This window comes from Mesorhizobium sp. YM1C-6-2, assembly GCF_003666685.1.
Taxonomy (GTDB): domain Bacteria; phylum Pseudomonadota; class Alphaproteobacteria; order Rhizobiales; family Rhizobiaceae; genus Mesorhizobium_K.
In genome coordinates, this window is record NZ_RCIZ01000001.1 from 421,465 (window position 1) to 434,497 (window position 13,033).

At 64.5% G+C, this 13,033-nt stretch carries 13 protein-coding genes; 3 read left to right on the top strand and 10 right to left on the bottom strand.

Annotated features, from left to right (window positions below; all coding sequences use genetic code 11):
* Positions 1–21 precede the first annotated feature (21 nt).
* The 8 genes from D8676_RS02100 to D8676_RS02135 form a co-directional block, all read right to left on the bottom strand.
* On the bottom strand, positions 22–1,650 hold the full coding sequence (locus D8676_RS02100; RefSeq protein ID WP_121579166.1) for an ABC transporter ATP-binding protein: 1,629 nt from the start codon (positions 1,648–1,650) through the stop codon (positions 22–24).
* Positions 1,647–2,036, bottom strand: a complete 390-nt coding sequence (locus D8676_RS02105; RefSeq protein WP_121579716.1) for a type II toxin-antitoxin system VapC family toxin — start codon at positions 2,034–2,036, stop codon at positions 1,647–1,649. Before D8676_RS02105 ends, D8676_RS02100 begins: the two co-directional genes overlap by 4 nt.
* A complete protein-coding gene (locus D8676_RS02110; protein WP_121579717.1) occupies positions 2,033–2,281 on the bottom strand; it encodes a type II toxin-antitoxin system VapB family antitoxin in 249 nt (82 codons plus the stop codon). Before D8676_RS02110 ends, D8676_RS02105 begins: the two co-directional genes overlap by 4 nt.
* 49 nt (positions 2,282–2,330) lie before the next feature.
* Complete coding sequence (locus D8676_RS02115) at positions 2,331–3,470, bottom strand: ABC transporter permease (protein ID WP_121579167.1); 1,140 nt, start codon at positions 3,468–3,470, stop codon at positions 2,331–2,333.
* Positions 3,467–4,567 carry a microcin C ABC transporter permease YejB gene (locus D8676_RS02120; protein ID WP_121579168.1) on the bottom strand — a complete coding sequence of 367 codons (1,101 nt, stop codon included), beginning with the start codon at positions 4,565–4,567 and terminating at the stop codon, positions 3,467–3,469. The genes D8676_RS02115 and D8676_RS02120 overlap by 4 nt, the downstream gene beginning before the upstream one ends.
* An 87-nt stretch (positions 4,568–4,654) precedes the next feature.
* The gene (locus D8676_RS02125; RefSeq protein ID WP_121579169.1) at positions 4,655–6,541 is read right to left on the bottom strand and encodes an extracellular solute-binding protein; all 1,887 of its coding nucleotides are present in this window, start codon (positions 6,539–6,541) and stop codon (positions 4,655–4,657) included.
* Complete coding sequence (locus tag D8676_RS02130; RefSeq protein ID WP_121579170.1) at positions 6,541–8,412, bottom strand: extracellular solute-binding protein; 1,872 nt, start codon at positions 8,410–8,412, stop codon at positions 6,541–6,543. The genes D8676_RS02125 and D8676_RS02130 overlap by 1 nt, the downstream gene beginning before the upstream one ends.
* A 119-nt stretch (positions 8,413–8,531) precedes the next feature.
* Complete coding sequence (locus D8676_RS02135) at positions 8,532–9,230, bottom strand: cytochrome c family protein (protein ID WP_121579171.1); 699 nt, start codon at positions 9,228–9,230, stop codon at positions 8,532–8,534.
* Positions 9,231–9,421: 191 nt separating this feature from the next.
* Between D8676_RS02135 and D8676_RS02140 the strand changes: the two genes are divergently transcribed.
* Both D8676_RS02140 and D8676_RS02145 read left to right on the top strand, forming a co-directional pair.
* On the top strand, positions 9,422–10,159 hold the full coding sequence (locus D8676_RS02140; RefSeq protein ID WP_121579718.1) for a 3-deoxy-manno-octulosonate cytidylyltransferase: 738 nt from the start codon (positions 9,422–9,424) through the stop codon (positions 10,157–10,159).
* Between the two features lie 2 nt (positions 10,160–10,161).
* Positions 10,162–11,028, top strand: a complete 867-nt coding sequence (locus D8676_RS02145) for a prephenate dehydratase (protein WP_121579172.1) — start codon at positions 10,162–10,164, stop codon at positions 11,026–11,028.
* 9 nt (positions 11,029–11,037) lie between these two features.
* On the opposite strand, the gene D8676_RS02150 is transcribed toward D8676_RS02145, so the two are convergent.
* Entirely contained in the window at positions 11,038–11,331 is a 294-nt protein-coding gene (locus tag D8676_RS02150) for a Dabb family protein (protein ID WP_121579173.1), read from the bottom strand.
* A 151-nt stretch (positions 11,332–11,482) separates the two neighbouring features.
* Here D8676_RS02150 and D8676_RS02155 point away from each other — a divergent pair, with 151 nt between their 5' ends.
* Positions 11,483–12,037 carry a dihydrofolate reductase family protein gene (locus D8676_RS02155; protein ID WP_121579174.1) on the top strand — a complete coding sequence of 185 codons (555 nt, stop codon included), beginning with the start codon at positions 11,483–11,485 and terminating at the stop codon, positions 12,035–12,037.
* 21 nt (positions 12,038–12,058) lie between these two features.
* Here the strand turns inward: D8676_RS02155 and nudC are convergent, their stop codons facing one another.
* Positions 12,059–13,000, bottom strand: a complete 942-nt coding sequence (gene nudC, locus D8676_RS02160; RefSeq protein WP_121579175.1) for an NAD(+) diphosphatase — start codon at positions 12,998–13,000, stop codon at positions 12,059–12,061.
* Positions 13,001–13,033: the final 33 nt, after the last annotated feature.

Here is a 13,033-nt window from a genome sequence, read left to right on the forward strand (position 1 = left end):
CTTTCAGGAGCCATGCCCGGTCTATTCGCTGACCACGCTGGCCGGGGCGGCCTCGATCCGGAACGCCGCCGAGATCAGCGCCCTTGTGTAGTCGGTCTGCGGCCGTTCGAATATCTGCTCCGACGGCCCGTATTCCACGATCTTGCCGTTGCGCATGACGATCACGTCGTTAGCGAGCGCTCGGATCACCTTGAGGTCGTGGCTGATGAACAGATAGGCGAGGTCGTGCTTGGCTTGCAGGTTGCGCAGGAGATCGACGACCTGCGCCTGCACGCTCATGTCGAGCGCCGAGGTCGGTTCGTCCAGCATGACGAATTTCGGCTTCAGCACCATGGCGCGCGCGATCGCGATGCGCTGGCGCTGGCCGCCGGAGAATTCATGCGGATAGCGGAAGCGGGTTTCCGGATCGAGGCCGACTTCCTCGAGCACGGCGACGACGCGGCCGTCCCGTTCGTCGGCCGACAGCGCCGGCTCGTGGATGGCGAGCCCTTCCTCGATGATCTCCGACACCGACATGCGGGGGCTGAGCGAGCCGAACGGGTCCTGGAAGACGATCTGCAGTTCGCGGCGCAGCGGCCGCATGGCGCTGAAGGAAAGCTTGTCGATGTCGTGCCCGTCGAAATGGATGCGGCCCTCCGACGAGATCATGCGCGCGAGCGCCAGGCCGAGCGTCGTCTTGCCGGAGCCGGATTCGCCGACCACGCCGAGCGTCTGCCCCGCGCGCACGGTGACGTCGATGCCGTCGACCGCCTTCACATGGTCGACCACCTTGCGGAAGAAACCCTGCTTGATCGGGAACCAGACCTTCACGTCGGTCCCCGACATCACCGTCTTCGCCGAGGCGTCTGCGGCGGGCGGCTTGCCCTTCGGCTCGGCGGCAAGCAGATGGCGGGTATATTCGTGCTGCGGGTTGGCGAAGATGTCCTTCGTCGGCCCGGTCTCCACGATCTTGCCCTTGGTCATCACGCAGACGCGGTCGGCGATCTTCCTGACGATGCCGAGATCGTGGGTGATGAAGAGCATCGACATGCCCTTCTTCGCCTTCAGTTTCGCCAGCAGCTCGAGGATCTGCGCCTGCACGGTGACGTCGAGCGCGGTGGTCGGCTCGTCGGCGATCAAAAGGTCGGGCTCGTTGGCGAGCGCCATGGCGATCATGACGCGCTGACGCTGGCCGCCCGAGAGCTGGTGCGGATAGGCGCCGAGCCGCTTCTCGGGATCGCGGATACCGACTTCCTTCAGCAGTTCGAGCGTGCGTTCCCTGGCGGGCCGATCGCGCATCCCCTGGTGAAGCGAAAGGATTTCCATGATCTGCTGCTCGATCGTATGCAGCGGGTTGAGCGAGGTCATCGGCTCCTGGAAGATCATGGTGATCTTGTTGCCGCGCACCCGGCGCAACTCGTTCTCGCCGAGCGCCAGCAGGTCCTTGCCTTCGAACAGGATCTGCCCGGACGGATGGCTGGCGGGCGGATAGGGCAGGAGCTTCAGCACGGAGAGCGCCGAGACCGACTTGCCGGAGCCGGATTCGCCGACCAGCGCCAGCGTCTCGCCCTTCGCGATGTCGAACGACACATGGTCGACCGCGGTGGAGGTCTTGCCGCCCTGCTCGAAGGCAACGGAAAGATCGCGGACGGAGAGGAGGGGGGAGGTCAAATGGCGACCTCTACATCGGTCAGGCGAAAGTCGTCGCCCTTGAAGAGGAGCGGCTCGCCGCGCGCCTTGGCGAGCGCATAGGCGAAGCAGTCGCCGAGGTTCAGCTTGGCGGCGTGCTTGCCTTTGCCATAGCGCTGGAAGGCTTCGCGGGCGAGATGTGCCTGTTCGGGACCGACCGTCGCGATGGTCAGGTCGAGCCGGCCGAGAAGCGGTTCCAGTGCATCCGCCATGTCGGGCGTGGCGCCACGATCGATACGCAAACAGACCTCCAGATAGTTGACCGGCGAAATCTGGGCGCTGCCGGATCGGGCGATGAGCGCACGGAATTGCCGACGCTCAGGCTCGCCCATCAAGATCGCCAGCAGTGCCGAGGCATCGACGATCAAGCCGGCAGCCCCCATTCGTCGTAGAGATCGGAATGATCGCTGGTGACGCCGGGCGGCGGTGGCGGAATGCTCGCCAGAAGCTCGTCGATGCGGCGGATTTTTTCCTCGACGTCGCGCTCGCGCCGCAAGCGCTGCAGCTTTTCTTCCAGCGCGCCCTGTATGGCCGACGTCATGGTCTCGCCGGTCTCGTTGGCGAGTTCCTTGGCAAGGCGCTCGACGACCGGGTTCTTTATGTTCATGCCCATGAACGCCTCCATGGTAGAAAATTGGAGGAATTATACCATGACCTCTCGCTCACCGGAAGGTCTTCCTGGGGTCGAAGGCGTCGCGGGTCGCCTCGCCGACGAAGATCAGCAGCGACAGCATCAGCGAGATGACGACGAAGCCGGAGATACCGAGCCACGGCGCGTTGAGGTTGCGCTGGCCCTGGCGCAGCAGTTCGCCGAGCGAGGCCGATCCCGGCGGCAGGCCGAAGCCGAGGAAGTCGAGCGAGGTCAGCGTGGTGATCGAGCCGTTGAGGATGAACGGCAGGAAGGTCAGCGTCGCCACCATTGCGTTGGGCAGCAGGTGCCGGCGCATGATCGTGGCGTTGGAGACGCCGAGCGCGCGCGCCGCGTTGACATATTCGAAGTTGCGGGCGCGCAGGAACTCGGCGCGTACCACGCCGACGAAGGCGGTCCAGGAGAACAGGAGCATCAGGCCGAGCAGGATGAAGAAGCCGGGCGGCAGCACTGCGGCCACGATGAGCAGGAGATAGAGGACGGGTATCGCTGTCCAGATCTCGATGAAGCGCTGGAAGAGAAGATCGGTCAGTCCGCCGAAATAACCCTGCACCGCTCCGGCCGACACGCCGATGACGGCCGAGCCGAGCGTCAGGATCAGCCCGAACAGCACGGAGACGCGAAAGCCGTAGATGACGCGGGCGAGCACGTCGCGCGCCTGGTCGTCGGTGCCGAGCCAGTTCCAGTTGCCGATCGTGCAGTTGGGGTCGTCGACGCCCAGCGGATAGGCCTTGCAGCGCGTCTCCCTGTCGTAGAGCCAGGACGGCTTTGCCGGCGCAGCCGAAGGAATCTGGTTGTTCACCGTCCGGTAGGAATAGCGGACCGGCGGCCAGATCAGCCAGCCATTGGCCTGGATCTCGTCCTGGATCACCGGGTCGCGATAGTCGGTGATGGCGTAGAAGCCGCCGAATTTCTCCTCCGGATAGTCGATCGCCACCGGAAACAGCAGCTCGCCCTTGTAGAAGGCGAGGATCGGCCGGTCGTTGGCGATCAGTTCGGAGAACAGCGATAGGACGAAGAGCACGAGGAATATCCAGAGCGACCAGTAGCCGCGCCGGTTTGCCTTGAAGTTCGCCCAGCGCCGCCGGTTGAGCGGCGACAGCCACGGCCGCTTCGGCGCGTGGGCGGGCATCGTATCGGCGGCGGCCGTCATACGTCCCTCCGCTCGAAGTCGATGCGCGGATCGATCCAGGTGTACATCAGATCGGAGATCAGGCTGACGAACAGGCCGATCAGCGAGAAGATGTAGAGGTTGGCGAAGACGACGGGATAGTCGCGGTCGATCACCGAGCGGAAGCCGAGCAGGCCGAGGCCGTCGAGCGAGAAGATGTTCTCGATGAGCAGCGATCCCGTGAAGAAGGCCGAGATGAAGGCGCCGGGAAAGCCGGCGATGATGATCAGCATCGCGTTGCGGAAGACGTGGCCGTAGAGCACCTGCCGCTCGGACAGGCCCTTGGCGCGCGCCGTCACCACATATTGCTTGCGGATCTCGTCGAGGAAGGAGTTCTTGGTCAGCAGCGTGGTCGTGGCGAAGGCCGACAGCACCATTGCCGTCAGCGGCAGGGCGAGGTGCCAGAAATAGTCGACGATCTTCTGCCACCAGTTGAGCTGGTCGAAATTGTCGGAGGTCAGTCCGCGCAGCGGGAACCAGTCGAAGAACGAGCCGCCGGCGAAGAACACCATCAGCATGATGGCGAAGAGGAAGCCGGGAATGGCGTAGCCGACGATGACGATGGCGCTCGTCCACACGTCGAAGGCCGAGCCGTCCTTGACCGCCTTGCGGATGCCGAGCGGGATCGAGATCAGATAGGAGATCAGCGTGATCCAGAGGCCGATCGAGATCGACACCGGCATCTTCTCCAGGATCAGCTGCACGACCGAGATGTCACGGAAATAGCTGTCGCCGAAGTCGAAGCGCGCATAATTCCAGATCATGAGGCCGAAGCGTTCGAGCGGCGGCTTGTCGAAGCCGAACTGTTTCTCCAGCTTGGCGATGAATTCGGGATCGAGCCCCTGCGCTCCGCGATATTTCGACGAGGTCTCGCCGCCGGAGCCGAGATTGTCCTGGCCGCCGAGCGCGTCGCCCGCGCCGCCGGAAAGCGGATCGCCTCCGCTCTGGCCGGTCAGCTTGGCGATCACCTGCTCGACCGGGCCGCCGGGCGCGAACTGGATGACGGCAAAGGAGATCGCCATGATGCCGAGCAGCGTCGGGATCATCAGCAGGATGCGCCGTAGGATATAGGCGGCCATCAGAGGGAAGCTCCCGCGGCGCCATAAGCCTTCGGCCTGGCGACAGAGCGACAGGCATGCTGTTGCGCCGCTTCGCCGGATAGTGCCTCAGGCTTTACCAATCGCCGCCGCCTTGTCCTTGTCGAACCACCACATCGTCTCAACCGGAAAGCCGTAGTCCGGCTTCGGCTCGACGAAACCGAACATGTCCCAGAATGCGGCCCGGTGATTCGCCGAATACCAATTTGGAATCCAGTCCATGCGTGCGCGCAAGACCCGGTCGAGCGCGCGCATCGCAACCGTCAGCTCCTCGCGGCGCCCGGCGCCGCCGGCAATCGCGACAAGCTTGTCGACGGCCGGGCTCGCCGTGCCGGGCAGGTTGCGCGAGCCAGGCGTCGCCGCCGAGCGCGAATGGAAGATGTTCTCCAGCGTGCTCTGGGTCGGCGTCGCCGGAAGCTGCAGGGCAAGGCCGACCATGTCAAAATCGAAATCGTTCTGCCGGACCGCGTATTGCGCGGGGTCAACCTGGCGGATCGACGCGTCGACGCCCACCGCCCTGAGGTTCTCCACGAAGGGCGAATCGATGCGGACGAAGACCTCGTCGTTGACGAGGATCTCGAGCTTGAGGCGCTCGCCCTTGTCGTTCTGGACGAATGAGCCCTGCCGCTTCCAGCCGGCCTCGGCAAGCAGCCGGGACGCTTCACCCAGAAGCTTCCGGTCGCGGCCGGACGCATTTGAGACCGGCTGCACGACGGCCTCGCCGAAAACCTCTTCCGGTATCTCGGTGCGCAGCGGCTCGAGTAGGGCGAGTTCCTCCGCCGACGGCATGCCCTCGGCGACGAACTCCGACTGCTGGAAACAGGACTGCGAGCGTTCATAGAGGCCGTAGAAAAGGCTCCGGTTGGTCCACTCGAAGTCGAAGCAGAGCGCGATCGCGCGGCGTACGCGGTGGTCGCGCAGGTGCGGGCGGCGCTGGTTGATCGCCCAGCCCTGCAGCTTCGGGCGCCTTTCCTCGGGAAATTCTCGCCTCACCACCTTGCCTTCGTTAAGCGCCGGGAAGTCGTACCCGGTCGCCCACACCCGCGAGGTGAATTCCTGGCGATAGGTCACGTCGCCTTTCTTGAAGGCTTCGAAACCCGCCTGCCGGTCGCGGTAGACGTCGATGCGGATCGTGTCGAAATTGTTGAGGCCGCGGTTGACCGGCAGGTCGGCACCCCAATAGTTGGCGACGCGCTCGTAGACGATCGTCTGGCCGGCGGAAACGCGCTGGACCTTGTAGGGACCGGAGCCGAGCGGCGCGACGAGTTGGGAGCTGTCGAACGGATGCGCGGAGAACCACGCCTTCGAGAGGATCGGGTAGGCGGCGACCGTGAGGATCGTGCTCGACGATTGTTTGCCGGAGAAGGCCAGGCGCACCGTCGCCGGATCGATGGCCTCGGCCGCGGTCATTTCGACGAGCGGCAGCGAAAACTGCGGATGGCCCTTCTCCTTCAGGATCGTGTAGGTGAAGGCGACGTCCTCGGCGGTGAGCGGCGTCCCGTCATGCCAGCGTGCCTCGGGGCGAAGCCTGAAGGTGAAGCTGTTGCGGTCGGCCGAGATCGTCACCGTTTCGGCAAGCAGCCCGTAGAGGGCATCGGGTTCATCGAGCGCCGACGCCATCAGCGTGTCGTGGCAGAGCTCCATGCGTGGCGGCGCGTCGCCGGTCAGCACGAAGCTGTTCAGCGTGTTGAAGGTCGTGACGTTCTGGTTGTAGAGCCAGTTGGGTGGCGAAAAATTGATGGCGCCGCCCTTCGGCGCGTCGGGATTGAGATAGTCGAAATGCGCGAAGTCCGGCGGATACTTCAGCGCGCCGAATGCCGAAAGCCCGTGCAGCGGCGTGTCCGTCGCACTGGCCGCGAAAGCACGGCCGGGCAGGAGCGGCGCCGCCGCCGCGCTCGCCGCCAGCGCCAGGAAATCACGTCGTCGAAGCACTTGCGCCTGCCCCCGCCTGCGCATCAGTTGGAATTTCTGTATTTGGACGCCAATGCGCTCTCCTTGGCGGGATCGATCCACCAGGAATCTAAGTCAGGCCCGACATAGTCCGGCTGCTTGTCGGGAATGCCGAACTTGTTCCAGTAGGCCAGCCAGACGACGTCGCGCGTCAGCTGCGGGACGACGTAGTAGTTCCACAGCAGCACCCGGTCCAGCGCGTGCGTTGCCGCCAGCAGATCCTCGCGATCCGTGGCGAAGACGACGCGCTCCACGAGCTTGTCGACTACCGGATTCTTGATGCCCGAATAGTTGCGCGAGCCGGGCGTGTCGGCAGCCTTCGACGACCAGAACTCGCGCTGCTCGTTGCCCGGCGATTCCGACTGCGCGAGTGACGCCAGGATCATGTCGAAGTCGTAGTCGTTGATGCGGTTTGTATATTGCGATGTATCGACGAGGCGCATGCGCACCGTGATGCCGATCTTGCGCAGCGTATTGGCGTATGAGTTGATTGCCGTTTCCAGAGAGTCGCTGTTGCTCAGGATCTCGAACTCGAAGGGCTGGCCGTTCTTGTCCACCAGCCGGCCGTCCTTCAGGGTCCATCCGGCATCGCGCAGGAGCCCCAGCGCCTCGCGCAGATGCGTGCGCTCGTCCTGCGGCGTGTTGTAGACCGGCAGCTTGAACTCCTGGGTGAACAGTTCGGGCGGCAGTTCGCTGCGGAACTGCTCGAGGATTTCGAGTTCCTTGCCCTGCGGAATGCCGGACGAGGCGAGTTCGCTGCCCATGAAATAGCTGTCGACACGCTTGTTGAGGCCGAAGGATACGGTGCGGTTCAGCGTCTCGAAGTCGTAAGCCAGCGTCAGTGCCTCGCGGACCCGCCGGTCGGCGAAGAGCGGCCGCCTCGTATTCATCGCAAAGCCCTGGAACTTGGCGCTGCTGGTCGCCTTGAACTCCTTCTGGATGACGTCGCCTCTTTCCAGCGCCGGGAAGTTGTACTTGGTCTTCCAGTCGCGCGCGCTCGGTTCGGGGTTGATGTCTTCCATCCCGCCCTTGGTGAAGGCCTGCCAGGCTGCGTTGCTGTCGAGGATGTAGATGTATTTGCGCTTGTCGAAGTTTTCGCGCCCGATCTTCACCGGCAGCTTGGCGCCCCAATAGTCCGGAACACGCGCCCAGACGATCTCCTGGCCGGGCTTCACGCTCTCGATTTTGTAGGCGGCCGAGCCGAGCGGCGGCTCCAGCGTCGGCTGCGTGATGTCGCGCTTCTTGCCCTTCGCATCCGTGCCTTCCCACCAGTGCTTCGGCAGCACGGCGAGGTCGCCGATGATCTTCGGCAGTTCGCGGTTGCCCTTCTGGTCGAAGCGGAATTCGATCTCCCGTTCGCCGACTGCCACGGCCTCCTTCACGTTCTCGTAGTAGCGCCGATACCAGGGGCTGTGCTCCTTGAGCACGTTGAAGGACCAGATCACGTCGTCGACAGTCACCGGCTGGCCGTCGTGCCATTTGGCGCGCGGATCCAGGCGGTAGGTCGCAGAGGAATAGTCGGCGGGGTAGCTGAACGCTTCCGCCAGCAGGGGATGGCTGACGCTCGCCTCGTCGATCGACTGCTCCATCAACGTGTCGTAGAGCAGGCCACCGCCGAAGGGCGCCAGGCCGGCAGCCGGCGTGCCGCGCACGACATAGGGGTTCAGGCTGTCGAAGGAGCCGTTTGCGACGGAGTTCAGCGTGCCGCCCTTGGGGGCGTCCGGGTTCACATAGTCGTACTGCTTGAAATCCTCGCCATATTTCGATTCGCCCATCAGCGAGGAGGTGGTGTGCCATTCCTGCGCGCCGGCGGCGGTGCCGAAAAGAACGAGCGCTGGGACCAGGGCTTTGGCGAACAGGACGGCCGGTGATGTCATGCAATCCTCGATGTTGCGGACAACGAACTAACTGCGCCAGAGGCGCCGGCGATCAAGCCTTGTAACAAAAAAGCCGGGCTGAACCCGGCTTTTTCGTGATTTCGAGCATTACAATTTTGTCATTCGGCGGGCGCCGGTGCAGGTTCTGCCGGTGCGGGCTCCGCCGGAGCCGGGGCAGCCTCGGCGGGCGCTGCTTCTGCAGGCGCCGCGGGTTCGGCTGCGGGCGCTTCGCTGGCAGGAGCGGAAGCCGGCTCGGCCGCCGGGGCAGTCGCCTCGGGCAGCGCCGCCGGCGTGTCGGCGAGCGTGCGCAGATAGGCGATCAGGTTGGCGCGCTCGGTCGGGTTCTTGATGCCGGCAAAGCCCATCGCGGTTCCCTTGACCAGGCCTTTCGGCGAGGTCAGGAAATGATCCAGGTGCTCGTAGTCCCAGACGACGCTGCCGCCCTGGGAGAATTCCTTCATCGCGCCGGAATAGGCGAAGCCCTCATGCGAGGCGATCGGGCGGTTGACGATGTTCCAGAGGTTGGGGCCGACCTTGTTGGCGCCGCCGCTGTCGATCGTGTGGCAGGCCGAGCACTTCTTCTCGACGGTCTGGCCGGCAGCGATGTCGGCGGAGGCGAGCCTGACGGCGATCGGCTCCTCGGCGGGAGCGGCCTCGGCGGCGCCGCCGGCTTCGGCCTCGGCGGCCTCGATGATGAAGCCTTCTTTCTCAGGGTGGGGAGAGGCGAAGATCGCATCCGAGATGATGCCAACGGAAAAAACAACAAACACGGTTCCCAGGAAGGCGCCGATCAGCTTGTTGTATTCGAAAGAGTCCATTCGCCCCTGGCTCCCTTGTCCCCCAGCCGGCAGAGATCACGCGGCCAGGCGGAGTGTTGCTTTAACCGACCGGGCCGGCCGATTTGGGCGGAAACTAGGTCTTTTGCTTGGTCGTTGCAACACCTATAAGGGCGGTTTCCATGAGACGTTTTGCCACTTTCGATACCGCTCTTTCCGGCTCCTTCATCCAGATGTCCATCATAGTCCTGATCCCGGCCCGAATGGCCTCCACGAGGCTTCCCGGCAAGCCTCTCGCCGACATCGCCGGCAGGCCGATGATCGCGCATGTCGCGCAAAGGGCGCATGAGGCGGGGCTCGGCCGCGTCGTCGTGGCGACCGACGTCGAGGAGGTCGCCGCAGCCGTGCGCGGCCAGGGTTTCGAGGCGGTGATGACGCGAAGCGACCATCAGTCGGGGTCGGACCGCATCTACGAGGCGCTTCAGGCCCTCGATCCCGAGCGGGCGGTGGACATCGTGGTCAACGTCCAGGGTGATTTGCCGACCATCGATCCGGCGTCCATCCGGGCCGTCTTCACGCCGCTGAAAGACGACGCCGTCGATATCGCCACGCTCGGTGTCGAGATCGTGCGCGAGGAGGAGAAATCCAATCCTAACGTCGTGAAGATCGTCGGCTCGCAGCTCTCGCCGGCCAGGCTCCGCGCGCTCTATTTCACCCGTGCCACCGCGCCCTGGGGCGACGGGCCGCTCTACCACCATGTCGGGCTCTATGCCTACCGCCGCGCCGCGCTCGAACGCTTCGTGTCGATGCCGCCTTCTGCGCTGGAGCAGCGCGAGCGGCTTGAACAGCTGCGCGCCCTCGAAGCCGGCATGCGCATCGATGCCGAGATCGTCAACTCGGTGCCGCTCGGCGTCGATACGCCCGAGGATCTCGAACGCGCCCGCGAAATTCTTTCAAGCGACAAGGCCTGATCATGGCACCCGAAAAGACCAACCGCATCTCCTTCCAGGGCGAGCCCGGCGCCAATTCCGACACAGCCTGCCGCAACGTCTATCCCGGCATGGAGCCGTTACCCTGCCCGACCTTCGAGGACGCCTTCAACGCGGTCGAGACCGGCAAGGCCGACCTCGCCATGATCCCGATCGAGAACACCATCGCCGGCCGCGTGGCGGACATCCATCACCTCTTGCCGGAATCCAAGCTCCACATCATCGGCGAATATTTCCTGCCCATCCATTTCCAGCTCATGGTCCTGCCGGGTGTCGAGCGCAAGGAGATCAAGAGCGTCCACAGCCATATTCACGCGCTCGGCCAGTGCCGCAAATACATCCGCAAGAACGGCTGGAAGCCGATGGTCGCCGGCGACACGGCGGGCGCGGCCAAGCTGGTCGGCGAGGCGCAGGACCGCACCATGGCGGCGCTGGCGCCGCAGCTGGCAGCCAGTCTCTACGGCCTCGACATATTGGAGGAGAACGTCGAGGACACCGACTCCAACGTTACTCGCTTCGTCGTGCTGACGAAGTCGAAGCAGTGGGTCGAACGGCCTACGCCCGACGCCAAGATGATGACGACCTTCATCTTCCGCGTGCGCAACGTGCCGGCCGCGCTCTACAAGGCGATGGGCGGCTTCGCCACCAACGGCGTCAACATGACGAAGCTGGAAAGCTACCAGCTCGGCGCCTTCACCGCGACGCTGTTCTACGCCGACATCGAGGGCCATCCGGACGACGCGAACGTGAAGCTGGCGCTGGAGGAGCTGAAGTTCTTCTCCCGCGAGGTCCGCATTCTCGGCGTCTACCCGCGCAGCGAATCGCGCGAGGAGTGGAAGGTCGCCGACTGAGCGACGGGTTCAGTCGAGCGGCGCGTAGTCGATCTCCAGGAACGCCTCGACCTCTGGAATCCAGCGATCGCGCACATAGGCGACATGGACCGGATGGTCGTTGTAGCCCTGGTAGGCCTTCTGGTCGGCGAACTCCATCGAATAGCCGAAGTGGAAATCGTTCTTCGGGCTGACCTGGGCAAGCTGCTCGAACCGTTCGACCCCGGGTATGCCGGCCAGCGCCATGCCGGCCGCGAGGAAGGATTGTTCCTCGGCCGAGCCGCGCGGATGTTTCAGGCGGAAGGCGACTGTGTGGCGGATCATTCAAAAGTCCCCGTATGCTGGCTTGCGGAGTTTAGCAGCTCTGCCGCCCGTGGCGACCGTTTCAGCTTGGCACTCGGAAAACCGGTTGCAATACAAGATCGGTTGAGTTAAACCAAACCAGTTGCAAATCGCAATCAGATGGAGGAACGACATGGCAAAGCTCATCGGCTGGAACCTCATAACGGTCGACGGTTGTTTCGAAGGCGCGAAGAAGTGGGATCTGGATTTCCACACCCTCGCCTGGGGGCCGGAACTCGAACGGCTGAGCGAGGAGTTCGGCGACAAGGCCGCGTCGCTGGTCTTCGGCCGCGTCACCTATGAAGGCATGGCCGCCTATTGGAAGAGCGCGGAACCGGGCAGGATAACCACCTACATGAACGCGCTGCCGAAGCTCGTCGCGTCACGCACGCTCAAATCCGCCGACTGGAACAACAGCCGCGTCACCGCCGACATCGTGCCGGAGCTGAAGCGCCTGAAGGAGACGGAAACCAAGACGCTCTACGTCTTCGGCAGCGCCGACCTCACCCATTCACTATTGGAGGCTGGGCTCGTCGACGAGCTGATGTTCTGCACGGTGCCGGTGGTCCTCGGCCAGGGCACGCGGTTCCTCAAGCCCGGGCGGCGGATCGGCCTGGAACTCAAGGACACCCGCCCGCTCGCATCCGGCTCGATACTCAGCACCTATAGCGTCACGCCTGCCGCGTAGGGCCCGCCGCGGCGGCCGGCATTAGCCGACCTCGGCCCAGGCGCGGATCAGGTGATGCGCAATCGCGCCCGGCGGCGGCACGAACAGGCTGGGATGCGACTTGTCGAGCATGGCGAGCACCTCGCCGCGCTCGAACCAGCGGCAGTCCTCCAGCTCCGCCAGGTCGGGATCGATGTCCTCGTTCAGCGCCTCGCCGAAGCAGCCGATCATCAGCGAATAGGGGAACGGCCAGGGCTGGCTGGCGTGATAGACGACCCGGCCGAGCCTGATGCCCGATTCCTCCAGGGTCTCGCGGCGGACCGCGTTCTCGATCGTCTCGCCGGGCTCAATGAAGCCGGCGAGCGCCGAATACATGCCCGGCGCGAAATGCCGGCCGCGGCCGAGCACGCATCTGTCCCTGGAAACGGTGAGCATGATGGCGACCGGGTCGGTGCGTGGGAAATGTTCGGTGCCGCAGGCGGGGCAGAACCGTTTGTAGCCGCCGGCGCGCATCTCGGTCGGCTGGCCGCATTTGCCGCAGAAGCGATGGTTGGCGTGCCAGGCGAGCAGGCTGGCGCCCTGCGCCAGCGCGCCGAGCGCCGCCGGGTCGACCAGCCCCTGCATGTAGACGGACCGGTAGTCGATCGCCTTGATGGTCTGCGGCAGCGTTTCCGGCTCGGCCGCGACGGGAATGGCGACGACCGGTCCGCCGGGCGAAAAGCCGAGCAGCACGGCATTGCCGGTTTCGGAGCCGAGCGCGGCTGCCTCGGCCGAGGTGAAGTAGCCCTGCGCCTGTCCCTCGGGATCGAATTTGAGCAGGATGCGCCCGCCTCCCATCAGGAGCAGCCGCGTCGCCGGGTCGGCCAATGCCTTTTCGGTGGCATCGTCGGCTCGGTTCTCGGACTGGCGGTCGATGATGTTTCCGGCGAAGCCGACGAACTGGCTTGGCTCGGCTTGCGGCGCGTCGAACAGGCGAAATGTCATGCGGGACTCTGGGCGGGCGGCTTTGAACGGCAG